Origin of the sequence: Brevundimonas sp. BAL450 (genome assembly GCF_015767455.1) — a bacterium.
Lineage (GTDB): Bacteria > Pseudomonadota > Alphaproteobacteria > Caulobacterales > Caulobacteraceae > Brevundimonas > Brevundimonas abyssalis.
The window spans coordinates 134831-158974 of the sequence record NZ_JADWOW010000062.1; the positions used below are offsets into that span (position 1 = coordinate 134831).

Below are 24144 nucleotides of genomic sequence, written 5' to 3' on the forward strand. Positions count from 1 at the left end.
CAGGTCGAGTCGATCCGACAAACCTGAGGGGGCCTGGATGGCTTGCCGCCTGTCGATCTCGCTCACCAGGCATGGAACGCCAGGTCAGCTTTCATCACTCCCCGCCCGGCGGGTCGCGGCGGATAGTCCGTCTCAACGGAGGGGCCCATGCACACGCTTCTTGTCCTGTTCGCGGCGCTATGGACGTCTCAGCCGGAGCTTTCACCGCCGACGCTGGAGCAGGCCCAAACCTGGCCCGCCATTCACGAAGACACGGTCTATGTCAGCCGCCACGGCCCTCTCCTTGAAGGGGCCGACATGACGGTGGCGGTCTGGCTGGTCCGTCTGCCTCGTCCGGAACACGCCGCGACATTGCCGGTCCAATTCTACCGCTATGAGGTGCTCTGTAGGCCCGCTGCGATGCGGCGGCGCGAGAACCTGAGGGTCTTGCCCGGCGAAACCGAACTCGGGGCCGGCCTGGCTGCGCCGGCGGCGGAACTGCAATACCTCGGTCACCAGACTCCCGAGGCCCGGAATCTCTACGAGGCCATATGCACGGAATGACGGTTTTCCCCGCGGCGCTTGGATTGTCGGCCGGGGCGCCTAGCTAAGGAGCTCCCTCACACAATGGAGCTCGCCATGGACGTTCTGTACAAAGCCCACGCCACCGCCACCGGCGGCGGACGCGAGGACGGGCGCTCGCGCACCGACGACGGCAAGATCGACGTGAACCTGTCCACCCCCACCGAGATGGGCGGCAAGGGCGGCGAGGGGACCAATCCCGAGCAGTTGTTCGCCACCGGCTATGCGGCCTGTTTCCTCAGCGCCCTGCGGCTGGTTTCCGGTCGCGAGAAGCACCCCGTGGCCGCCGACACGGCGGTTGAGGTCACCGTCGGCTTCGGCAAGAACGACAAGGGCGAGGGTTTCAATCTGGACATCGAGATCAAGGTGACCGGCCACGGGCTGGACGTCGACGTGGCCGACGACATCCTGGAGAAGACCCATCAGGTCTGTCCCTATTCCAACGCCACGCGCGGCAACGTCGAGGTTCGAATCGGGCACGATTGAGGCCTTTTCTCACGAACCCGTGAACCTTTTCGGCGCGGGCGTGTTCTTCAGGCTCCACACCAACGGAGACACTTCCCATGAAGAAGATCGCCATTCTGACGACCGGCGTTTTCGCCGCCTTCGCCCTGGCCGCCTGTGAACCCGCCGACCCGGTCGCTGAAGAGCAGGCTGAACTGGTCGAGCAGGAAGCGGACGTGACCGCGGCCCAGCTGGAAGAGCAGGCCGACGCCGCCTACGACCAGAACATGGACCAGCAGGGCGACGCCCTGAACGAAGAAGCCGACGCTGTTCAGGATCAGGCCGACGCCCAGGCCGACCAGATCCGCGAGAACAACTAAGGCATCCAGCCTTCCGGTTATTCGGATTTCAGAAGGGAGCCCCTCGCCTCGGCGGGGGGCTTTCTTCGTTTGTGGCGGTCGCGCCGCTGGACCCGGCGGCGCGGAGTTTCTAGATGGACCTTATGGCCCCTTCTTCTCCCCTCGACGCATCGCCCGACCCCATGCTGACGCTGGAGCCGCACCGCAAGGTGACGGTCAGGGAGGCGTTCGGCGTCGATTCCGACATGACGGTCCCGTGTTTTGATACGAAGGACAGCCATGTGCCCGACCTGGACGAGGCCTATCAGTTCGACCCCCAGACCACCCTGGCCATCTGCGCGGGCTTCGCCTTTGACCGCCGGGTGATGGTCCAAGGCTATCACGGCACCGGCAAGTCCACCCACATCGAGCAGGTGGCCGCGCGGCTGAACTGGCCCATGGTGCGGGTCAATCTGGACGCCCACGTCAGCCGCATCGACCTGATCGGCAAGGACGCCATCGTCCTGAAGGACGGCAAACAGATCACCGAGTTCCGCGAGGGCATCCTGCCCTGGGCCATCCAGCGGCCGGTGGCCCTGGTGTTCGACGAATATGACGCGGGACGCCCGGACGTGATGTTCGTGATCCAGAGGGTGCTGGAGGCGCAGGGGAGGCTGACCCTGCTGGACCAGAACCGGGTCATCCGCCCCAATCGCTGGTTCCGCCTGTTCGCCACGTCCAACACCGTGGGTCTCGGCGACACGACGGGTCTGTACCACGGCGCACAGCAGATCAATCAGGCCCAGCTGGACCGCTGGAACATCGTCACGACCCTGAACTATCTGGACCACGACGTGGAGGCCGAGATCGTGGCCGCCAAGGTGCCGGAGTGGCGCGATGCGGAAGGCCGCCGCAAGATCGCCGCCATGGTCCGCGTGGCCGACATGACCCGCAACGCTTTCATGAACGGGGACATCTCCACCGTCATGAGCCCCCGCACCGTCATCACCTGGGCCCAGAACGCCATCATCTTCGGCGGCGACGTGGCCCTGTCGTTCCGCCTGACCTTCCTGAACAAGTGCGACGAGCTGGAACGCCCGACCATCGCCGAGTTCTATCAACGCGCCTTCGGCGAGGACCTGCCCGAGGCGGCGACACGGGTGAAGGTGGGCTAAGCCTGACCGGATTTAAACTGGACCGAAATCTGAGCCCAGTCGGACTGCGTCCGACTGAACCGATTTCGATCTAGACGGCCTCGTCGCCTCGCGCGGCGGCAAGGGTGCGGTCCAGACGGGCCATGACTTCGTCCCGACGCGCCTTGGCGGCGGTCATGCCGGCCTCGGCCCGGTCGATCACCGACAGCAGGGCCTCGCAGGCCTGATTGAGCGCGCCCTGATCGGGGTTCACGCGGCGCAGGGGCGTCAGCTTCTTGCCGTCGGCGCCCAGCGCCTTCAGCAGATCGTCGCGCCAGCCCATGGCCGCCTCGGCCACCTGCCCTGCGGTCTCGGCCAGGCGGGCGTCCACGTTCTGGATCATGCGGGTCAGGGGCAGGTGCTTCAGCCCGCCGTCGCGCACCGCGTCGGCGCGCTCGGGAAAGGCCATCAGGGCCTCGTCCAGCTCGGTGATGGCGGTCAGCAGGCCCTGATGCTGTTCGTTGAGGGCGCCGTTGCGGCGGCCCAGCCCGGCGGCGGCGTCGCGCAGCTTGACCGCGGCGGTGGAGATTGACGGCGCCAGATCGGTGACGTGGTGGCGGAAACGGGTCAGACGTTTCTTGTGGCTGTCGAACAGCCCGCCCAGGCCGGTGCGCGGGGTCAGCTCGGCCGGGCGCACGCTCGCCACCCGCATGCGCAGATCCTGAAGCTGGCCACGGATGAAGTCGGCGTCGACGCCCTGACAGGTCTGGTTCAGGCCCTCGCAGCCCGCGATGACGGCCGCGCGCAGGCCCTCCAGAGGTCCCGGATCGGCGGGCATGTCGGTTGCGGCGGCGGCGACCTCTTCAGAGGCCTCTTCGACAGCCGGCTCGGCGCTATCGGCGTCGTCATGGGGTTCGACGTTTGCCGTCTCATCGGAGGTCAGCGCGACGGCGGCGGTTTCCTCCGTTTCCACGACGGCCGACTCTGTCGCCTCCGCAGGCTTCTCCTCGGTTCGCACGTCTGACACTGGCCCCCTCCATGTCCTCAACATCCAGGTCTTTCGCCCGGCGGAACCGCACTATGCCAGCGAATTAACCTTTTCGGAAACCGTGAAGTCGGCCTCGGTCTTCTCGCGCACCTCATCCAGGGTGACGCCGTCGGCCAGTTCGATCAGCTCCAGGCCCGATCCGTCCGGCTTGACGTCGAACACGGCCAGGTCGGTGATGATGCGGCTGACCACCCCGGTTCCGGTCAGGGGCAGGGTGCAGGATTTCAGCACCTTGGACTGGCCGTGCTTGTTGGCGTGATCCATGACCACCACCACGCGCTTGACGCCGGCCACCAGATCCATGGCGCCGCCCATGCCCTTCACCAGCTTGCCGGGGATCATCCAGTTGGCGATGTCGCCGTTCTGGGCCACCTCCATGGCGCCGAGGATCGACAGGTCGATATGGCCGCCCCGGATCATGGCGAAGGAGTCCGCCGAGCTGAAATAGGCGCTCTCGGGGATCTCGGTGATGGTCTGCTTGCCCGCATTGATCAGGTCGGGATCCACCTGATCTTCGTAGGGGAAGGGGCCCATGCCCAGCATGCCGTTCTCGGACTGCAGGGTGACCTCCATCCCCTCGGGGATGTGGTTGGCCACCAGGGTCGGGATGCCGATGCCCAGGTTCACATAGAAGCCGTCCTTCAGCTCGAGGGCGGCGCGTTCGGCGAGTTGGTCGCGGGTGCGGGGCATGGTCAGGTCCTCATGGACAGAAGGGGCCAGGCCTTGATCGTTCCCAGCAGAAACGAAAGGCCCAGCGCCAGGACGATCAGGGAAGAAACGATCTGGAACGTGGGGCTGTGATCCGGCCCCCATACGCCGGGTGCAAAGACCGCAGCGGCTCGCACCAGCAGGACGGCGGTGATGGCGATCAGCCCTGTCCTCAAAAGCGGAGGCCGGGGCAGGTGTCCGGCGGCGGCGAGGGCGTACCAGGCCCACGCGAGCAGCACCACCGCGATGCCGATGGTTACCACATAGGGCAGCACTCGGCCCTGCTCCACCGCGCGCGCCATGGCTTCGCCCGCCCCGAAAAAGCGGAACCAGTCCGGGCCTCCGAACAGGCAGCCGATATGCGCCAGAGCTGCGGCGATGCTGCCTGCAGCCGCCGTGAGAAGCCAGACATTGGGTGGCGGTGTCACGCCGCCTCGCTGGATCGGACGGTGCGCTGTTCGATGCGCTTTTCGAAGGTCCCCTGGATCAGGCGGTCCACATAGATGCCGGGGGTGTGGATGTGGTCGGGGTCCAGCGAGCCGGTGGAGACGATCTCCTCCACCTCGACCACGCAGACTTTCCCGGCGGTGGCCATCATCGGGTTGAAATTGCGGGCGGTCTTGCGGAACACCAGATTGCCGCGCTCGTCGGCCTTCCAGGCCTTGACGATGCTGAGGTCGGCGACGAGGCCGGTCTCCATCACATAGTCGCGGCCGTCGAAGCTGCGCACTTCCTTGCCCTCGGCCACCAGGGTGCCGACGCCGGTGGCGGTGAAGAAGGCCGGGATGCCCGCGCCGCCCGCGCGGATGCGCTCGGCCAGGGTGCCCTGGGGATTGAACTCCAGCTCCAGCTCGCCGGCCAGGTACTGGCGCTCGAACTCCTTGTTCTCGCCCACATAGGACGAGATCATCTTCTTGATCTGGTGTGTCTCCAGCAGCTGGCCCAGGCCGAAGCCGTCCACGCCCGCATTGTTGGAGATGACGGTCAGGCCCTTCACGCCCGACGCCTTCAGGCCGGCGATCAGGTTTTCGGGAATGCCGCACAGGCCGAAGCCGCCCGCCATGACGGTCATGCCGTCGAACGTCAGGCCCTCCAGCGCGGCCTTCGCGTCAGGATAGATTTTTCCCATGAGTGCGTCCTTGGCGTCCCTGATTTTCACCGACTAATGAATAACGCGGCCTGCGCGCTTCCTAGCCGGAGGCGGCCGCGCGGGCAAGACCATGTCTCTAGCCGGTCAGCGCGCCGAACCCAAGGTCACGGGCCGGGCGGGCGGCGCGCCGCGAGAGCGGTATTTCGCGCCCTTGATCATGCTGACCGCCGCTTCCCAGTGAATGCCCCACATGACCTTCCAGGTCAGAAGCGGATGGGTGACGAAGGCGCGGAGCAGCGCGCCGTTGGTCAGGGGCCGGCGCGCTCCCGCGAAACTGGCGGTGAGGATGGGGGTTTGGCCCCGCCGCACGGCGATGGTGACGCCCACCGCCTCGCCCGGGGGACGCACGGTGAAATCATAGATCAGGTCCATGTCCATCAGGGGCGAGACGAAGAACACCTTGTCGGCGCTCTGACGCACCGGACCGTCGGGGCGACTGTGGGGCGTGGCGATCAGGTAGCTGTGACGCTCATGGAAGGTGTTGGTGACCTCGTACAGTATCGCCGCCAGGTCGCCGTCCGGATGGTGGCAGAAGAAGACGCTGAGCGGATTGAAGCCATAGCCGAGGATGCGCGGCATGGTCAGCAGGCGGATCGGTCCGCCCGCGATGTCGATGCCCGCCTCGGCCAGATGGGCCTCCACCTGTCCGCGCAGGTCGTGGCCCGACCGGTCGCCGTGGTCGGCGGCGCGCCAGCTCAGCAGGCCGAAGCGGCCCCGGCCCAGCAGGCCCGGACGTCGGTCCTCGATGTGGTCCAGATCCAGCAGCAGCATATAGACCCGGTAGGCCAGCCGGTGGCGGATGCCGTGCATGCGCTCGTGGGTCACCTTGCCCACATAGAGCGCGCTGGCGTCGGGCGGGGCGGCCATCAGCATGGGATCAGGCCACCTGCTCCACCGGCCGGCTCATGGACGGGCCGGGAGACGCCGGGGCGGGAGCCGTCACATGGATGCGCCCGCTCTCGTTCTCGACGGTCCAGGGCCGGCGCACGCCGCCCAGCTGCTCGGCCACGGCGAGGCCGGCCTGAAGGCCGTCCTCATGGAAGCCCGAGCCGAACCAGGCGCCGCAGAACCAGACGTTGCGCGCGCCCTGCAGGGACCACAGGTCCTTCTGTGCGGCCACGGCGGCGCGGTTGAACACCGGATGCTCATAGTCCCAGTCACCGAGAACGGTGGAGGGCTCCGGCTCGCGCGCCGGGTTGAGGCTGACGAACAGGTTCGGGCCGGGCAGGGACTGGAGATCATTCATCCAGTAGGTGACGCCGCCCTCGCCGCAGCGGTCGCTGTGCCCCAGATGGTTCCACGCAGCCCACGCCTTGCGGCGCCTGGGCATCAGCGAGGCGTCCCGGTGCAGGACGGCGCGGTTCTTCTGATAGGGGACGGCGCCGATCAGCCGGCGCTCATCGGCGGTGGGCGCCTCCAGCAGGGCCAGGGCCTGATCCGAGTGGACCGCCAGCACCACGGCGTCGAAGCGCTCCAGCGACCCGTCCGCCAGCCGCACCGCCGCCGCATCGCGTCCCCGGGCCACGCCGGTCACCAGCGCGTGGCGGACTGTGCCGGAAAAGTCGGCCAGGATGCGCTGGACATATTCGCGGCTGCCGCCGTCCACGGTGCGCCAGGTGGGCCGCGTGTCATAGGTCAGCAGGTTGTGGTTCATGTAGAACCGCACGAAGGACGCGGCCGGATACTCGCTCATCTGGCTCATGGACGAGGACCAGATGGCCGCCGCCTGGGGCAGAAGGTGGGCGTCGCGAAACAGGGGGCCGTAGCCGCGCCGGTCGAGATAGGCGTCCAGGGTCTCCCCCGAGGCCTCCAGCTCGGCCAGGTCGGGGGGCGCCTCCTTCTGGAAGCGCAGCACGTCGCCGATCATGCGCCAGAAGCGCGGGCTGGCGTAGTTGCGCTTCTGGGCGAACAGGGCGCCGACCCCGTGGCTGGAATACTCCAGGGCCCCGCCGTCCAGCGACACGGCGAAGGACATGTAGGCGGCCTTGTTGGGCACGTTCAGGTGCGCGAACAGGGCGGTCAGATTGGGATAGTTGGCCTCGTTGTAGACGATGAAGCCGGTGTCCACCGCCACCGGCCCATGGGGCGAGGGGGCGTCCACGGTGTTGGAGTGGCCGCCGATCCGGTCCTCGGCCTCATACAGGGTCACCTCGTGGGCCTTGCCCAGCAGCCAGGCCGCGGACAGGCCCGCCACGCCCGATCCCACCACCGCGATGCGCTTGCGTTCGCCGGAGCCGGCTTGAGTGGAGGCGACGAGATGGGGCGGCAAGGGGAACCTCCGGGTCCGAACGGGTTTCACGGACAAGTACGGCCCGTCGCGCCCGCCGGATGACATCCGGATGCAAACCTGCGCCGTATCTGACTGGAATGCCGCGCTGGAGGAGCCGTTCCGCATGAATCTGGCCAATGTCGCCATCCGCCGTCTTCAGGACGCCCCCTTTCCCGACTTCGTGGCGCGTCCGGCGGTGGCCAGTCTGGTGGCCGAGGCGAGGAAGCGGCTGGCGAAGGATCCGCCCCACACCGAGTTCGACTTCGCCTGCCAGATGGCCGCGCGGCCGGTGGCCGAGCACACCGACGCGGCGAACGAGCAACATTATGAGCTGCCGCCGCGCTTCTTCCGCCTGTGCCTGGGACCGCGCCTGAAATATTCCAGCTGCCTGTATCCCACCGGCGGCGAGACCCTGGCCGAGGCGGAGGATTTCGCCCTGGCGGAGACCTGCCGGCACGCGGACCTGAAGGACGGGCAGTCGATCCTTGAGCTGGGCTGCGGCTGGGGCTCGCTGAGCCTGTGGATGGCCGAACGCTACCCGAACGCGCAGATCACGGCGGTGTCCAACTCCAGCAGCCAGCGCGGCCACATCGAGGCGGCGGCCACGGCCATGGGGCTCAGGAACCTGACGGTCGTCACCCGCGACATGAACGACTTCCAGACCGATGAGCGCTTCGACCGCATCGTCTCGGTGGAGATGTTCGAGCACATGGCCAACTGGCGCGAATTGCTGACCCGGACGCGCGGCTGGCTGAAGCCCGAGGGGCGGCTGTTCATCCATGTGTTCACGCACAAGGACGCGCCCTACCGCTTCGATCACGGCGACAGCAGCGACTTCATCGCCCAGCATTTCTTCACCGGCGGGGTGATGCCCAGCCACCGGCTGATCCGCCAGTTCCCCGACCTGTTCGAGGTGGAGGAGGAGTGGCGCTGGTCCGGCGAGCACTATCAGCGGACGGCCGACCACTGGCTGGAGAATTTCGACGCCCACAAGGCCGAGATCATGGAGCTGATGCACCAGACCTATGGCGAAGACGCCAAACTGTGGGCGCGGCGCTGGCGGCGTTTCTTCATGGCCACAGCCGGGCTGTTCGGCGACGACGGCGGACGCACCTGGGGCGTCAGCCACTATCGGCTCAAGCCGTTCTTTTGATGGAATAATGGGAGACGCGCGATGATCAAATATGTGGCCGCCTATCTGGGGGCGGGCGTGGCCTTCGCCGCCATCGACGCGGTGTGGCTGACCACCATGACCGACCGGCTGTATCGTCCCATCATCGGCCCGATTCTGGCCGACAAGCCGAACATGGTCGCAGCGGTGGCCTTCTATCTGATCTATCTGTTCGGGATCGTCTTCCTGGCCATCGCGCCGGCGCTGAAGGACGGCCAGTGGACCCGCGCCCTGATCACCGGGGCGGTGCTGGGACTGGTGGCCTACGCCACCTATGACCTGACCAACCAGGCGACCCTGAGCGTCTGGTCCACGCAGATGACCATCATCGACATCATCTGGGGCACGGTCCTGACCGCCAGCGCGGCCACGGCGGGCTATTTCGCCGCCAGCTGGGCAGAGGGACGCTGGGGCTGATCCGGCTCGCGCCGCGCAAGCTGCGTTAACCTTTTCCCTCGCCTGAGACGGGTTCGGGCTGGCCTGCCAATCCCTTGTTGGGTTAACAGGGGTTCGTAAACCAGTCTGGTTTCCGGGGGGCGAGAGGGTTGCGCGCCAGCATCAACGCACTGACGGCGGCATTGATCGTGGGGGTGATCGTGGGCCTGGCCCTGACGCCGGACGGTCGCGGCTGGCTGCGCAACCCCACCCTCATGCTGGGCTCGGCCAACGCTTCGGCCAGCCCCCCCGCGCCGCAAGTGGTGGCGACGGTGGCCCGGCCCGAGCCTGTGGTTGCCGCGGCCCCGCGCATCACGCCGCTGAGCCGGCGCGTGGCCGAGGGCGAGCTGGTGGTGGGGGTGATCGGGGACTCCATGGCCGACGGCCTGTGGACCGGCGTCTACCGCGACCTGCGCGACGTGGACGGGGTGCGGGTGGTGCGCATGGCCGAGGTCTCCACCGGCCTGTCGCGCTATGACTATGTGAACGTTCAGGACAAGACCGCCCGCCAGTTGCGGGAACAGCCCATCGATGTGGCGGTGGTCATGTTCGGCACCAACGACGCCCAGGCCATCGAGCACGACGGAGTCATCCATCAGTTCGGCACGCCCGGTTGGCGCGAGATCTACGCCCGCCGCGTGGACGATCTGGTGGCCCTGCTGCGCCAGAACGACGTGGCGGTCTACTGGGTCGGGCTGCCGCGCATGAAGCGGGAGTCCTTCGACGGGCGCATGGGCCTGATCAACGGGCTTGTGGCCGAGCGCATGGCGGCGCTGGACGTGCCGTACATCGACACTGTGGCCCTGACCTCCAATGAGGGCGGCGCCTATGACGCCTATCTGACCGCCACGGACGGACGGCGGCGGCTGATGCGGGCCCATGACGGCATCCACATGTCCATGGCCGGCTACCTGCGGCTGACCGAGCCGGTGACCGAGCGCCTGCGGGCCGACGCCGGCCTGGACCGCATGACGGGTGGGGCCGGGGGGTGAGACTGGCGCGGCTGGCCGGGCTGGTCGCGGCGCTCATGACGACTTCCACGCCTGCCGCCGCACAGGATCCGATGAGCGCGCTCGAACGCCCCGAAACCCTGACCCGCTTCTTCGACGCCCTGGACGCGGCCGGGGCCGGTGAGGGCGAGCGGCCGGTGCACATCCTCCAGTTGGGCGACAGCCACACAGTGGGCGACATGATCACCGCCTCGGTGCGCTCGCGCCTGCAGAACAGCATCGGACGCGGCGGGCGCGGGGTGCTGCCGCCGGGCAAGCCCTATGCCTTGTACCAGCCCCGTCAGGTGGAGCTGTTCGAACAGGCCTGGACGGCAGTGACCCCGGGGCCGGGTTCGGCGGCCATGTCCGGCGTGGGACTGAGCGGATCGCGGGCCCTGATCTGGGGCGAGGGATCGTCCCTGCGCATCGAGGCCGAGGGCTCCGCCGCCTTCAGCCGCGTGGTGCTGTGCGGTGCGACCGACCCGGCCGCCGGGACCCTGACCGTGCGGGCGGGTTTCAGCGAGACGGCGGTCAGCTTCGCCGACCCGACCCCCGGCGCCGCCTGTCGCGAGGTGCGGCTGGGCGAACCGGTGCGATCGGCGACCGTCATCGGCGGGACAGGGGCGGTGGACCTGCATTCGGTGGCGACCTTCGCCGATGGATCCGGAGTGGTGGTGTCGGCGCTCGGCGTCATAGGGGCCACCCTGAACGACTTGGCCGTGCGCGATCCGGCGGTGGTGCGCGCCGAGCTGGACGCTTGGCGGCCGGACCTGATCGTGCTGGCCTTCGGCACCAACGAAGGCTTTGACCCGTTCCTCGACCCGTTCGCCTATGAGGCCCTGCTGCGAGGCCAGATCGCCCAGCTGCGGACGCTGGCGCCCCGGGCCGACATCCTGATCCTGGGCGCGCCGGACGCCCAGCGGCCAGAGGGGGGCGGAACCTGCGGCGACGAAGAGAGCCTGTGGCGCATCCCGCGCGAACTGCCGCTGGTCCGGGATGTGCAGCGCCGGGTCGCCGCCGACATGGGTGTGGCGTTCTGGGACTGGCATGCACGCATGGGCGGAGACTGTTCAGCGCACCGGCTGGCCACGGCATACGAGCCCCTGATGCGGGGCGACCATGTGCATTTCAACTCCGCCGGGGGCGACTGGATTGGGCAGATGCTGGCTGAGGACCTGACCGCCGCCTGGCGCGCGAGGGCCGTCCCGGCCGGCGCGGAGGAATAGCCGATGCTGTTCCCCACCCTGGCCTTCGGGGTCTTCTTCCTGTTCGTCTATTTCACCGCCTGGTCGCTGGATAGGGAGAACGGGCGGCGCAAGATCTTCCTGCTGCTGGCCAGCTGGTTCTTCTACGCCCAGTGGGACTGGCGCTTCGTCGGCCTGCTGATCGCTTCCGCCGTCCTGAACTGGGGCGTGGCGGCCCTGATCGCGTCCAGCGACAGCCCGGGCCGACGAAAATGGCTGGTGGCGCTGGGCGTCGCTCTCAACCTGATCATCCTGGGCTTCTTCAAATACTACGGCTTCTTCGTCGAGCAGGCGGTGGAACTGCTGAATCAGTTCGGCTGGGAGCGCGACGCGCCCCTGCTGCAGATCGTGCTGCCCATCGGCATCTCGTTCTTCACCTTCCAGGGCATCAGCTATGTGGTGGATGTGCACCGGGGCAAGACGCCGCCGGCGCGCTCGCTGGTGGACGTCATGCTGCTGATGTCCTTCTTCCCCCATCTGGTGGCCGGGCCCATCGTGCGGGCCTCGGACCTGCTGCCCCAGTTCGACCGGGTGCCGCGCCTGACCCGCGAGATGGCGGCGCTGGGTCTGCTGCTGATCGCCTGGGGCCTGTTCAAGAAGACGGTGATCGCCTCGGAGCTGGCCGTGCGGCTGGTGGACCCGGTGTTCTTCGATCCGTCGGCCTACGGCGCCCTGGACATCGCGGCGGCCACCTACGGCTACGCGGTGCAGATCTACTGCGACTTCTCGGCCTATTCGGACATGGCCATCGGGCTGGCGGCGCTGCTGGGCTATTCCTTCCCGCGCAATTTCGACCAGCCCTACCGCGCCGGGTCCATGCAGCAGTTCTGGCGGCGCTGGCACATCAGCCTGTCCAGCTGGCTGAGGGACTATCTGTACGTGCCGCTGGGGGGCGGCCGTAAGGGGCTCGTCTCCTCCTGCATCAACATCATGATCACCATGCTGCTGGGCGGGCTGTGGCACGGGGCGGCGTGGACCTTCATCGCCTGGGGCGCCCTGCACGGCGCAGTGCAGGCTGTGGAGCGGGTGTGGCGTCACTTCCGCGAGGGCAAGGCCGGTCTGCCGCATTGGCTGGGCGTCATCGTCACCTTCCACATCGTCTGCCTGGGCTGGATCCTGTTCCGGGCCGAGAGCTTCGACCTGGCCATGCAGATGCTTGAGGGCCTCACCCGCATGGCGCCGATCATGGTGCTGACGCCGTTCCTGCTGGCCTTGATCATCGGCGGGATCGCCATGCACTGGCTGCCGCCGCGTGCGGTGGAAGGCCTGGCCGTGCGGGTCAAGGAGGCGCCGGCCATCACCATGGGCGTGCTGGTGGGGATCATGATCCTGCTGGTCGAGGCCATGCGTCCCGAGGGCGTGGCCCCCTTCATCTATTTCCAGTTCTAGACGTTGGCATAACCGATGGACCCGAACGAGCCGAAAGACCCTGACGAGCCAGCGCCCTTCCCCGCGGGCGCGCACGACCCCTTTCCGCCGCGCGGGGCGGAGCTGGCGCCGGAGGTCCCGACGTCCGCGCCCGACCCGGAGCCGGATGACCGCAACGACTGGATCCAGTCCGCCGACGCGCACGACCTGCCTACCCGCGAGCCCCGCCTGAAAACCCTGGGCCGCTACGCCTTCCCGCCCGAACCGCCGCTGGACGAAGAGGGCGAGGCCGCTCGCGACCGTCGCTGGACCAGCCGCACGGTGATCTTCGCCACCCTGTTCCTGCTGGTCTTCAACAGTGTCTCGATCCAGTCCTGGGCTCGCCAGCAGGAGCCGGGCTGGATCACCGCCACAGTCCAGCAACTGTCCGACGTCTGGACCGCCCAGATCAGCCAGCTGGGCGCCGACCAGCCCCGTGAGGGTGTGCGCGAGGCCTACGAGACCGCTCGCGATCAACGCTTCCCGGGCCAGCCGGACGCGCCGCCGCCCACGTGAAGCGGCGCGGTTCATGACGCGGAGGGAACCTCACGCCGCCGCTGCCGTTGGGCGCTCATGATCAAGCGCTCCGTCTCCTTCATTGCGATCACCGCTGCAGCCCTGGCCCTGGGCGCCTGCGCGACCCTTCAGCGTGGGCCGGTGGGCAACGCGGCCGTGCCCGAACCGGTCAGGTCGGTGGACCTGAACGCCTATCTCGGTCGCTGGTACGAGATCGGCCGCTACGAAGCCGGCTTTCAGCGGGGCTGCGAGGCGAGCACGGCGACCTACACCCTGCGTGACGACGGGCTCATCGGCGTGGTCAACACCTGCCTCCAAGGCGGACTGGATGGCGAATTCAGGTCCGTTGAAGGCAAGGCCCGGGTGGTTGAGGGCAGTGGCGGGGCCAAGCTCGAGGTGTCCTTCTTCGGTCCCTTCTACTTCGGGAACTACTGGATCCTGGACCACGCCGAAGACTATTCGTGGTCCATCGTGGGCGAAGGCTCGGGCCGCTATCTCTGGCTGCTCAGCCGTACGCCCCAGCCGTCGGATCCGGTGAGGGAGCAGATCATGAGCCGCGCCCGCGAACTGGGTTACGACCTGTCGATCCTGCGGCCGACGATTCAGCCGTCCGAAAACTGACAGGGGCGCGGACGGCGTCGCGCCGATCAGCGTCCTCCGTGCTTGACCCCCGGCCCCGCCGCTCTAGCTTGGCGGCCTCATCGGTTCGGGAGTTCTCCAATGCATCAGCGGTTCGTCACCGGCGCGGTCTGCGCCGCAGCCATCCTCGCGGTCGTCATGGCGCCCGCCGCCATGGCCCAGGACGCCCCGGCTTACCGCATGCCGCCCGCGCCCATCGCCCAGATCCTCGACACCGACCCGGCGCCGGTCCCCAGCATCAGTCCCGACCGCGAGACCCTGGCCCTGCTGGGGCGCTCCAACCTGCCCTCCATCGCCGAGGTGGCCGAAGACGATCTGCGTCTGGCCGGCTACCGCATCAATCCGCGCAACAACGGTCCGGCCAACAGCCGCACCGCCTGGCTGAACAGCCTGACGTTCCAGGACGTGGCCACGGGCGAGCAGCGTGTGGTGGCCCTGGGCGAGGGCCAGCGCTTCATCGCCGGCGGCTGGTCGCCCGACTCCCGCTTCATGGCCTTCCTGGCCGACGCGCCCCAGGGACTTGAGCTGTGGGTGGCCGAGGCCGCGACCGGACAGGCGCGTCGCCTGACCGACCCGGTGGTCAACGCCGCCTTCAGCACCGCGCTGGACTGGACGCCGGACAGTTCCGCCGTCCTGGCCCGGCTGGTCCCCGAGGGCCGCGGCGCCGCCCCCGACGTGACCGCCGCCCCCACCGGCCCGGTGATCGAGGAGACCACCGGCCAGGCTGCGCCCAACCGCACCTATCAGGACCTGCTGTCGACGCCGGGCGACGAGCGCCTGTTCGATCACTATTTCACCAGCCGTCTGTCCCTCGTCCCGGTCGACGGCTCGCCCGCCCGCATGGTCGGTGAGCCCGGCCTGATCGCCGGCGCGGCCATCTCGCCGGACGGACGCCACATCCTGCAGACCCGGCTGAAGCGTCCCTACAGCTACAACGTCCCGGCCCGGCTGTTCCCCACCGACGTCATCGTCACGGACCTGAGCGGAAACCTGATCCATCAGGCGGCCGACCTGCCCCTGCGCGACAATGTGCCGACGCCCTTCGACTCGGTGGCCGAGGGGCCGCGCTCGGTGCAGTGGCGCGCCGACGCCCCCGCCACCCTGGTCTGGGTCGAGGCCCAGGACGGCGGCGACTCCCGCCGCGAGGCCGAGGTGCGCGACCGGGTCTTCATCCAGGCCGCGCCCTTCGATGCCCCGCCCCAGGTGCTGATCGATCTGAACGCGCGCTATGCAGGCGTGGACTGGGGCCGTGACGACCTGGCCATGGTCTCGACCCGCTGGTTCAACACCCGCCACGAGACCCGCTGGCTGGTGGACCCGTCCAACCCGGGGCAGGGGCGGCTGCTGCTCGAGCGCAACTATCAGGACCGCTACAACGACCCGGGCTCGCCCATGACGCGCCCGACGCCCGAGGGCTTCCGCGTCATGCACATCACGCCGGACGGTCAGGGCGTGTTCACCACCGGCGCCGGCGCCACGCGCGAGGGCGCCTTCCCGTTCCTGGGCCGCATGGATCTGGCCTCGGGCGAGACCGAGCGCCTCTGGACCTCGTCCCAGACCCACTATGAGACGATCGCCGGCCTGCTGGACGAGGACGGCCGGGTGCTGCTGACCCGCCGCGAAAGCCTGACCGAGCCGCCGAACCTCTATGTGCGCGATCTGGACAGCGCCGATCCCCGCGCCATCACCGACTTCCCCGATCCCGCGCCCCAGCTGGCCGGGGCCACGCGCGAGACCATCGCCTACACCCGCGCCGACGGCGTGCAGCTGTCCGGCACGCTCTATCTGCCCGCCGGATACGACAAGGACCGGGACGGGCCGCTGCCGCTGCTGATGTGGGCCTATCCGGCCGAGTTCACCGACGCCGCCGTGGCCGGTCAGGTGGTGGACACCGGCAACCGCTTCGTGCGGCCGGGCGGCTCCAGTCACCTGTTCATGCTGACCCAGGGGTTCGCGATCCTGGACAACCCGTCCATGCCCATCGTCGGGGTGGACGGCGCCGAGCCCAACGACACCTATGTGGAGCAACTGGTGTCCAGCGCCCAGGCCGCCGTGGACGCCGTGGTCGAGCGCGGCGTGGCCGACCGCGACCGCATCGCCGTGGGCGGGCACAGCTACGGCGCCTTCATGACGGCCAATCTGCTGGCCCATTCCGACCTGTTCCGGGCGGGCATCGCGCGCTCGGGCGCCTACAACCGCACCCTGACGCCCTTCGGCTTCCAGGCCGAGCAGCGCACCTACTGGGAGGCGCCGGAGACCTACAACATCATGAGCCCCTTCATGCACGCGGACCGGGTCAATGAGCCGATCCTGCTGATCCATGGGGCGGACGACTCCAACTCGGGCACCTTCCCGGTCCAGACCGAGCGCTTCTATGCGGCGCTGAAGGGCCACGGCGCGGTCGCCCGCTATGTGGTCCTGCCCGCCGAGGACCACGGCTACCGCGCCCGGGAATCGGTGATGCACACCCTGTGGGAGATGACCGACTGGCTGAACCGCTACGTGCGCGACGCCGGGCCCGCCGCCGGGGGCGGGCGCTGAGGCAAGGTGCACGAGGCCCGGCTTCGCAGACGCGGAGTCGGGCCTCGGCGAGCCTTGTGCTAGACCTGTTAACCTCTTTCACAGAGCGACAGGGGGCTCGCGATGCTGGGGCTCATCAATCTCGTCCGCCGCACGGTCGAGGGTTCGATAATCTCTTTTGTGATCATCGCCGTGGTGGCGATCTTCGGTCTCTCGGAGACGATCAACGCGCTGCTGGCTGACATAAGCGTCGCCTCGATGCTCTTCCTGTTCGTGATCGCCGTCGTCCTGGCGGATCTGATCGGACGGTTTATCGCCATCCTGAGCCTGACCTTTCCCGACCTGATCCCGGACCTGGGCGAGAGGGACATGAAGCGCGCCTCCCTGATCCAGCGCCTGCGGCCGGGTCAGACCATGGCGCTTCTGTCCGGGGCCTATGCCGCGCGGCTGGTGATGTTCCTGGTCATCTTCGCCCTGATGGGGACGAGCTACGCCTTCGCGCCGCAGCAGGCGCAGCAGACCCTGTTCGGCGATCTGGGCGCCCTGGAGGCCATCGAGACCTTCCTGCGCGAAGGGATCGCGGGCTCTGTCGGCTATTTCCTGTTCTTCCTCGGGCCGCGCGATCTGCAGACGATCACCGGCGCCATCATCGCGGAGCCGCTGGCGTCATCCACCGTCAACGGCGACGTCTTTCTTGTGGGCATAAGGCTTTACGGGCTGGCCTTCGCCCTGTCTGTGCTGCGGACCCTGGCGACGCCGCTCATCTACCTGCGCGCGCGGCGCCGCGCAGCCAATCTGCCCGCTTCCGCTGAGCCGTCGCCGGCGGTTTGAGCGGCGCGGGGGCCCCGTGAGGGGCTGGGCGCCTGACCGTCTGTCGCTGGAAGAAAGAAAACGAATGGTGGGTGATCACGGGCTCGAACCGTGGACCCGCTGATTAAGAGAACCCGTTCTCGGGTTTTCCGATCGCCGCCGAACACCGCCGGGCGCACGATCCAACCAATTGATGTCATTGACATTCTTCGCGTCGCTGCGCACCGTTTCGCACGTTTTCGCAGGCGCCCGATGCTGACTTCCGCGGAAGAGTTCACCGTTCTAACGCCGTTCTAAACGCCTCCGAAAGCACCGTTCTAATGGCCAAAAAGTTAGCACCATGCCCGACCTCAGACTGCCCCTCACGGACAAGAATCTGATCGGCCTTCCGTTCGCTCGAACCGGCCAGTATCGAGCGCGGGACACGGATCTGGGCGGCTTCTTCGTGCTTATCGGGAGTCGGACCAAGAGCTTCATGATCCAGGCCGATCTGCGGCTGGACGGCGCCCGCCAGACCGTCCGGATGAAGGTCGCCGAGGTCGGAGAATTATCATCCCGGGACGCCCGCGCGAAAGCCAAGGCGCTGCTCGGGCGGATCGCCGACGGCGAGGACCCCCGGCCGCCCCGGAAAGCTCCGCCCAGCCTGCCGGAGCCGTCCACGCACATTCCCACCTTGAGGGAAGCCTGGGGGCGTTTCCGGGTCTCTCATCTGGAGCGCAAGGGACGCAGCGCGGCGACCGTTCGGATCTACAAGGACCATTTAGAACGGTTGTTTGCGGACTGGCTGGACTGGCCCTTGTCCAAATTGGGCGATGAACCGCGGCTTCTCGCCGACCGCCATGACCAGATCTCGAAAGATAACGGACCGGCCATCGCCAACGGCGCCATGCGCAGCTTCCGGGCCGTCTACAATCATGCGCGCAAGACGTGCCGTGCGCTCCCGGCCGAGAACCCGTCGCTCGCGATCGACTGGAACCCGGAGAAGCGCAAGGACACCGCCATGGGGGTTGCGGACCTGTCGGCCTGGTTCACTCAGCTGGCGCAGATTCCCAATCCGATCCGGCGCGAGTTCCACCTGCTGATGCTGCTGTCCGGCTGCCGGCCCGAGGCGCTGAAGAATGTGCGGGTCGAAGACCTGAACCTGCGCGAGCGGTTGATGCATATCCGCAGTCCCAAGGGTGGGACCGACAAGGCCTTCGACATCCCGCTGTCCCGGGCCATGTTGGAGTGCATCTTCCGGCTCCGCCGTATCAGTCCGGTCATCTATCCGCAGAGTGGACGCGTCTGGCTGTTCCCGAGCGACAGCCCGAGCGGTCACATGGAAGAGCACAAGGAGAAGCGGACCGTCCTCAGCCACTGGGGCAACGATCTGCGCCAGACCTACCGCACGCTCGCCCAGGCGGCGGAGATCTCCGAGGTCGACATACACCTGCTGATGAACCATGCGCTCCCAGGGGTGAACCCCGGCTACATCACCCGCTCGAAGCTGATGCGGGACCACCTGAGGAGCGCGCAGGAGAAGCTCTCGGTGTTCCTTCTAGCCGGCATCGTCGGGCGGGGGAGGACGGCGCCCGCAGACCTGACCCGTTGGCTGAACAGCACCAGTCGGACGCTGCTGGATGATCTGATGGCGGTTGATCCGGACGTGGCGCGCCTGAAGGCGGGGCCCAGGGCGGCGATGCGGAGGCTGGAAGTGCAAGCCGCCCGGGTTGCCGTCCACGCGCTACCGGGAGTGCTGATCGATGCACCGAGTCGGCGAGCGCGAAGAGGGTGGCAGACGGCGAGCAAGGGCTTGCCTTCGCTCACGGAGTAACGAGCAGACGCAGGTTGTTAAGAAGGGTTTGCCGCAGGGACTCGGCGGTGACGCCTCGCAGGGAGGCGAGCGGGGAGATGAGATCCGCGACGTCGGAGGGCTTGCTCGGTCGTCCGGCCGTCTGGGTGAACGGGCCGTCCGTCTCAGTCAGCAGTCGATTCAGGGGCAAGCTGGCCACCAGCTCACGATGGCGCTCCTGGATCAGCATCTGACTGTTAATCGAGAAGTAACAGCCCTGGTCCACGGCGCGCCTGGCCTCGGACTTCGACCCCGTGAACCAATGCATCACGGCTCGGCCGCGGTCCGGTGGCAGACGGCGCTCCAGGTGTCCGAGGACCTGTCCGACAGCGCGCACGCTATGAATCGTCAGGATCTTACCTCCGGCTTCGGCGCAGGCGCTTAGGACACGGTCGAACACGGCGGTTTGATCTTCGAACGATTTGTAGAAGCGAGGCCCCGCGTCTAGTCCCACCTCGCCCACATATTTCGCCTCCGGGAGAAGTCGCTCCCACATGGCGATCTCCGACTTCCGCTCGGCGATCACTTGCGGATGGAGGCCGAGCGCGACGCGCACGTTTCGGGACCCCTCCGCAAGCTCGACGTTGCGGCTCCAGGCCTTCGGAGTCGTCGTGACCGCCAGCGTCACGACTCCCTGCCGCTCGCATTCGGCGATCATTTTTGCCTGGTCGGGATACAGGTCCAGATGACAATGAAAGTCGATCAGGCGCGGCGGGACGGCGTTCATCCCATGGGTTTTACAACGACGCCACGCACCAGCGCATCTACTTCGTTCAAGCCATTGACGTAGACCGCCTCATACTGAAGCAGTTCGTCCGGGAGATCGTTCAGCGGCCCCGGCTGATGGATCCGAAAACGGGCGCGGCTCGGCCGGGTCCTGAGTTGGGCGATCGCGAGCTGAAACGCCCGGATGTGTTCCCCTTCAGCCTTGGCGGCATCAAGTGGTCGCGCATGCAGGTCCGGCAGAGTGTACGTCGTCGGGTCCGAACCGAGTCCGACCTGGAGCGAGGCCCGCCGGATCAGGCAGGGTACGCAATGGCCGCAGTGCTGGGGGGGCGCCTTGACCCATCGCGCCTTGGCCGGGGAACTGCAGGACATCGTGTCTTTCGCCGTCTTCATCAGGAGCGGCTTGTTCTCGCAGCCTGCCGCCATTTCGCCTTTGGTCTGGTGACGATAACGATTGTGGAGCTTCGCCCGAATTCCAAGCTGCCCCAACAATTCATTCCAGCGAGCCATGTAGTAGGGATGTGTTGTGCGAGTGCTCAGGGATCCGAGGCGGAGTGGGTCCAAGGGGACGTTGAGCGAGATCAGGCCATTCTCCGGGACATGGATCGTGACGTCGTCATCGATCGCGTCGGCGGCGAGAGCGGCGAGAGCGAAGAACAGGAAGGACCGCCCCCGAAGAGAATTCTCGCCCGAGGATGTGGGAACGGCTCCGGTGGGAAATCCGACCCGAGCCCGCAGATGGATGAGGTCGGACTTGGGATAAGCCTTCTCGAGTCGGTCGGCGCAGAGGCTCTGGTGGGCGCTCGTGACGCCATCCCAGTAGTGGCTGACCAGCAGAGACGACCGCTTCTTCTCGAGCAGATCGATGGCTCCGATGTAGCTGTCCAATCCGCCTGAGAACAGGCAAACGTCCTTCGGTCGATGTAGCGGTAGCCGCAGCGGCGCCGGGGCTAATCGTTTCAGGCCAGGAGCCCTGGCGCGGAATCGAAGGGACCAGCGATCCCCGGTCAGGAAGTTAAGCATCTGGACCAGCAGGTCCGAGACGGAGGCCCAGAGGGCCGGATCAGAAACCGGCGTCTCCGGGGTGATTTCCCGGGTCCAGCCGTCCTGAGCCTCAGAGTGCCGATTGACCCGCGTGTCAGCAGCCGTGAGCGTTGCGGCGAATATCGCCAGATCAACCGCGATCTCCCCGGGACGGAGACCGACCCCCGCCAGTTGATCCAGCGCTTGGCCGAGGCCGTAGTCGAGGCGTCGATCCGCCTCGATAAAGGAAATCTCCGTCCGGGTCAGTCCCTTGGCGGCAGGAAGTCGCGTACGATCCCGGTCGCCGAGACGGCAGACGATGCTGTGCGCGCTCATAGGTCGTCCCCGATCGCAGCGAGCACATCGAAGGCTCTCTCGTAAATCCCGTCCGCGGCGCCCAACACGTTCCGGTCGGTCAGGCTGGCCACCCCATCGAGCCGACCCGCGAGTTGCTGTCGCACCGTGCCCGAGACGAAGTCATGAAGTTGGGCCTGGAGCTGATCGATGGCGGCGACCGATGTGGGCAGGTTGATGCCGCGTGAACCAATGTCATTGAGAATGCGCGCTTCGATGGTTCGCGCGACGACGTCCAAGAAGAACTCCTCGAGCTGCCCCGGGGTCAGGGTGTCAAAGGCGCCCAGCCCGTCCTCCGCGAGCGCGTCGATGGCCTCGAGCATTCCTTGGCGAGCGATTGCTTCGTCGAGCGTACCGCCCGGCGGGCAGATGGCTTCGAGGAGCGCCAACAGCACGGTTTCGGCGGGTTGACCGGCTAGATTGGCGAGGTTGACGCGCCGCAGCGCTTCGACCGGTCCGTCCCGGGCAATGTCCCGTACGACGCCGAGCAACCGTCCCGCTGAGGCTCTCGCCTCGCCCATCCGTCTGGCCGCCCGGCGACTGCCCCCGACCCCGTCGCGGACATAGCGCGACACGCTTCTGGCGAGGTCGTCGCGGTTACCGGTCCTGGCGAACTTGTTGAACGCGGTCCGAGCCCCCCTCAACGAACCGGCGCCGGAAGTGTCCGGAGACGAGGAGGTTGGCGCGGGCGTCGCTGCCGGACTGGTGGGGGGCGTCTCCACGCCCGTCGCCGGATCATCGACCCAACTGGGGATCAGGCCGATCTGCGGCCCTCCGTAAGGGCTCGAGGTTCCCATTCTAAACCTTCCGGTCCATCGCGGCGGCGGCCTCGGCGGCCGCCTTTAAGCCCTTGTTGGTCGCCGCCGTCGCCCACCCGGCACGCAAAGTCTCGAACTCTGCCGCGACGAGAGTGTCGGAGAAGGCTCCGGTCCAACTGGTGACCGCCCAACCGCCCGCGGCGTCGGTCGGAAGGCCCCTGAGAAAGACCAGAAGACGACGTTGCAGAGAAGGCCGGGCAATGACGAGTCGGGCCAGGCCGTGAACACCGGGCGGAGCGGCGGCCAGCTTGTCCGAGGATAGTATCCGGGTCTGGAGCGCATCGAAGACCTGTTCAGCCTCTGTATCGGTTATGCGTCCCAGGTCGGGATCTGCCGACCGGGCGGCCATAGCCGATCCGCTCAGTTTCTCGACCAGCGCCTCAAGATGATCCGATGCGATCACGCCTGCGAAATAGCTGCGCTTGTCTCGGGTGACGAAGACGTAGGGGCGCAGGTCCACGACCGCGAGCGGCGGTTCAATCTGGGCCCAGCCCTTGGACCAGTCGCTCCTCAACCAGTCCTCAGCTTCGGGCGACGCCGCGCCATCGACGATAGGCTTATCTCTTGGTTTGTTTGTCTGACCGACGACCGGCGCTGGCGGAGTCTTGGCCCCGGTCTCGAGGACGGCCAGCGCCGCGACACGGCCATCGACTGCGGTGGACGCGAGTCGGGAGAGCTGGTCGTACAGGTCCGGTGCGAACCGCTCAGCCAGCATGAGCTTGGCCAGGACGGGAAACTCGATGTCCTCGCCGAAACCGCGTTCCTCGGCGATGGCCTGCCGCAACGCCATGGAGTTCAGGAACCGCTTGATCTGACGTGGATTGCCTCGCGTGCCGTCCGTGAGCAGCCGTGTAATCTGGCTGCTCACACGCAGCGCGTCTTCCACCGACGGAGGAATCGTCCCGCCGAGCGCGCCTTGGACCACGGTCCGATCTAGACCGCGGCTCGCCCATGGCCGCCTCAGGTCCTCCCGCGCAGCCGTCAACAGCGATTGGAACTCAGGCGCCGCCTCACCGAGCGCCCTCTGCGCTAGGAGCAGGGTCACATAGGCTCGGGTCTCAGCCAGACCCAGCGCCGGGATGCGGAATGGAACCTGGATCAGCTTCTCGAGATAATTCCGCGAGTAGCTCATCGGGCCGGTGGTCGCCGGGAGTTCGGGAAAATGACGGCGGACCGAATATTCAATCATCGCCTCGTCCGCCGCGATGACGAAGGCCGTACGCGGCACAAAAAGGAAGAGGCGAATTGCTTCCAGTGTGGCGATGGCGGTCTCCGGCAGACACCGATCAAGATCGTCGATCAGAACGACCAGCTGATCGATCTCGGCCGCGTCGAGCAGGGCCTCAAACTCCTCTCGGAAGGCATGCATCTGATCCGGCGCGGTCTCCGATGAGGCTTCGGAAGCTTTCAGGACCCCGCTGGCCTTTTCGGCCAAGCCCTTGAGGGTTTCGGGCGTCACCATTTGGGAGGGATCGGCGACGAACCCGGACAGTCCGTTGTACAGAGATCGCAACAAGTCCGGAGACGGGACGCCGGTCGCCGCAGTGAACGCCATGCCTCCTGCCGCTTGGGCCACCTTGAGCCAGTCGACCCTTTTGAGGAGTTTCTTGGCGGCTTCGGCAACCTTCGCAGACCCTGGCCTGGCACGACGAAGCTCCGAGATGATCGTCTCGATGACGACAGCCTTCGCGTCTTCGAAACCCTCAAATACCCAACCGTTGAACCACAGGGTTATGACGCGGTCCTGGCCCTCGAACGCCGCAGCCGTCATCTTCAGGACACTAGATTTCCCGGCGCCCCAGTCGCCATGAACACCGATCGTCACCGGGACATCGGCGCTCTGTCTCACCAGCCGCACAACCGTGCGCGCGATCGCCTCGTAATAGAGAAGATCGACCGCCGTCTCTTGGTCGCTCAGGAAGAATGGGTCGGCGCGTCTGCTCAATCGAAACCTCCGGAAGGGCGATAGCGCTTCGCCAACGCGCCGTATCAACAACAACGTTAAGCTTG

At 67.2% G+C, this 24144-nt stretch carries 24 protein-coding genes; 14 read left to right on the top strand and 10 right to left on the bottom strand.

The features are described 5' to 3' along the window. Window positions 1–147: 147 nt before the first annotated feature. From IWC96_RS15305 to cobS, 4 genes are all read left to right on the top strand, one after another. Complete coding sequence (locus IWC96_RS15305) at window positions 148–543, top strand: hypothetical protein (protein ID WP_021696651.1); 396 nt, start codon at window positions 148–150, stop codon at window positions 541–543. A 75-nt stretch (window positions 544–618) separates the two neighbouring features. Continuing rightward, complete coding sequence (locus IWC96_RS15310) at window positions 619–1047, top strand: organic hydroperoxide resistance protein (protein ID WP_045318818.1); 429 nt, start codon at window positions 619–621, stop codon at window positions 1045–1047. Between the two features lie 77 nt (window positions 1048–1124). Next, the gene (locus IWC96_RS15315) at window positions 1125–1385 is read left to right on the top strand and encodes a hypothetical protein (protein WP_021696649.1); all 261 of its coding nucleotides are present in this window, start codon (window positions 1125–1127) and stop codon (window positions 1383–1385) included. 122 nt (window positions 1386–1507) lie between these two features. After that, window positions 1508–2518: a cobaltochelatase subunit CobS gene (gene cobS, locus IWC96_RS15320; RefSeq protein WP_045318798.1), complete on the top strand. Its 1011-nt coding sequence runs from the start codon at window positions 1508–1510 to the stop codon at window positions 2516–2518. A 70-nt stretch (window positions 2519–2588) separates the two neighbouring features. Here the strand turns inward: cobS and IWC96_RS15325 are convergent, their stop codons facing one another. From IWC96_RS15325 to IWC96_RS15350, 6 genes are all read right to left on the bottom strand, one after another. After that, on the bottom strand, window positions 2589–3503 hold the full coding sequence (locus tag IWC96_RS15325) for a hypothetical protein (RefSeq protein WP_148291429.1): 915 nt from the start codon (window positions 3501–3503) through the stop codon (window positions 2589–2591). 51 nt (window positions 3504–3554) lie between these two features. Then, on the bottom strand, window positions 3555–4214 hold the full coding sequence (locus IWC96_RS15330) for a 3-oxoacid CoA-transferase subunit B (RefSeq protein ID WP_021696646.1): 660 nt from the start codon (window positions 4212–4214) through the stop codon (window positions 3555–3557). A 2-nt stretch (window positions 4215–4216) separates the two neighbouring features. Further along, window positions 4217–4660, bottom strand: coding sequence for a hypothetical protein (locus tag IWC96_RS15335; RefSeq protein WP_045318796.1), 444 nt, complete (start codon window positions 4658–4660; stop codon window positions 4217–4219). Then, the gene (locus IWC96_RS15340; protein WP_021696644.1) at window positions 4657–5361 is read right to left on the bottom strand and encodes a CoA transferase subunit A; all 705 of its coding nucleotides are present in this window, start codon (window positions 5359–5361) and stop codon (window positions 4657–4659) included. The genes IWC96_RS15335 and IWC96_RS15340 overlap by 4 nt, the downstream gene beginning before the upstream one ends. 105 nt (window positions 5362–5466) lie before the next feature. Next, the gene (locus tag IWC96_RS15345; protein WP_021696643.1) at window positions 5467–6255 is read right to left on the bottom strand and encodes a DUF1365 domain-containing protein; all 789 of its coding nucleotides are present in this window, start codon (window positions 6253–6255) and stop codon (window positions 5467–5469) included. Window positions 6256–6259: 4 nt separating this feature from the next. Then, a complete protein-coding gene (locus IWC96_RS15350) occupies window positions 6260–7651 on the bottom strand; it encodes an NAD(P)/FAD-dependent oxidoreductase (RefSeq protein WP_021696642.1) in 1392 nt (463 codons plus the stop codon). Window positions 7652–7775: 124 nt separating this feature from the next. Between IWC96_RS15350 and IWC96_RS15355 the strand changes: the two genes are divergently transcribed. From IWC96_RS15355 to IWC96_RS15400, 10 genes are all read left to right on the top strand, one after another. Next, a complete protein-coding gene (locus IWC96_RS15355; RefSeq protein WP_045318815.1) occupies window positions 7776–8804 on the top strand; it encodes a cyclopropane-fatty-acyl-phospholipid synthase family protein in 1029 nt (342 codons plus the stop codon). Window positions 8805–8825: 21 nt separating this feature from the next. After that, window positions 8826–9239, top strand: a complete 414-nt coding sequence (locus tag IWC96_RS15360) for a DUF2177 family protein (protein WP_021696640.1) — start codon at window positions 8826–8828, stop codon at window positions 9237–9239. Window positions 9240–9367: 128 nt separating this feature from the next. Next, on the top strand, window positions 9368–10249 hold the full coding sequence (locus IWC96_RS15365; protein WP_021696639.1) for a DUF459 domain-containing protein: 882 nt from the start codon (window positions 9368–9370) through the stop codon (window positions 10247–10249). Window positions 10250–10320: 71 nt separating this feature from the next. Continuing rightward, window positions 10321–11472, top strand: coding sequence for a GDSL-type esterase/lipase family protein (locus tag IWC96_RS15370; protein WP_158332115.1), 1152 nt, complete (start codon window positions 10321–10323; stop codon window positions 11470–11472). 3 nt (window positions 11473–11475) lie between these two features. Next, window positions 11476–12879 (top strand): MBOAT family protein, encoded by a 1404-nt coding sequence (locus IWC96_RS15375; RefSeq protein ID WP_021696637.1) that lies wholly within the window; start codon window positions 11476–11478, stop codon window positions 12877–12879. 15 nt (window positions 12880–12894) lie between these two features. After that, window positions 12895–13413, top strand: coding sequence for a hypothetical protein (locus IWC96_RS15380; RefSeq protein ID WP_021696636.1), 519 nt, complete (start codon window positions 12895–12897; stop codon window positions 13411–13413). Window positions 13414–13470: 57 nt separating this feature from the next. Beyond that, on the top strand, window positions 13471–14034 hold the full coding sequence (locus IWC96_RS15385; protein ID WP_021696635.1) for a lipocalin family protein: 564 nt from the start codon (window positions 13471–13473) through the stop codon (window positions 14032–14034). 99 nt (window positions 14035–14133) lie between these two features. Beyond that, window positions 14134–16593 (top strand): S9 family peptidase, encoded by a 2460-nt coding sequence (locus IWC96_RS15390; RefSeq protein WP_196839244.1) that lies wholly within the window; start codon window positions 14134–14136, stop codon window positions 16591–16593. 102 nt (window positions 16594–16695) lie between these two features. Continuing rightward, on the top strand, window positions 16696–17403 hold the full coding sequence (locus tag IWC96_RS15395) for a hypothetical protein (protein WP_021696633.1): 708 nt from the start codon (window positions 16696–16698) through the stop codon (window positions 17401–17403). Window positions 17404–17722: 319 nt separating this feature from the next. Then, entirely contained in the window at window positions 17723–19195 is a 1473-nt protein-coding gene (locus IWC96_RS15400; protein ID WP_196839245.1) for an integrase arm-type DNA-binding domain-containing protein, read from the top strand. On the opposite strand, the gene qatD is transcribed toward IWC96_RS15400, so the two are convergent. The 4 genes from qatD to qatA are packed head-to-tail and all read right to left on the bottom strand — an operon-like array spanning window position 19185 to window position 24079. Further along, window positions 19185–19940, bottom strand: coding sequence for a Qat anti-phage system TatD family nuclease QatD (gene qatD, locus IWC96_RS15405; RefSeq protein ID WP_021696631.1), 756 nt, complete (start codon window positions 19938–19940; stop codon window positions 19185–19187). The genes IWC96_RS15400 and qatD overlap by 11 nt on opposite strands. Then, window positions 19937–21298 carry a Qat anti-phage system QueC-like protein QatC gene (gene qatC, locus IWC96_RS15410; RefSeq protein WP_196839246.1) on the bottom strand — a complete coding sequence of 454 codons (1362 nt, stop codon included), beginning with the start codon at window positions 21296–21298 and terminating at the stop codon, window positions 19937–19939. Before qatC ends, qatD begins: the two co-directional genes overlap by 4 nt. Next, window positions 21295–22113, bottom strand: coding sequence for a Qat anti-phage system associated protein QatB (qatB, locus tag IWC96_RS15415; RefSeq protein WP_045318795.1), 819 nt, complete (start codon window positions 22111–22113; stop codon window positions 21295–21297). Before qatB ends, qatC begins: the two co-directional genes overlap by 4 nt. A 1-nt stretch (window position 22114) precedes the next feature. After that, on the bottom strand, window positions 22115–24079 hold the full coding sequence (gene qatA, locus IWC96_RS15420) for a Qat anti-phage system ATPase QatA (RefSeq protein ID WP_021696629.1): 1965 nt from the start codon (window positions 24077–24079) through the stop codon (window positions 22115–22117). Window positions 24080–24144: the final 65 nt, after the last annotated feature.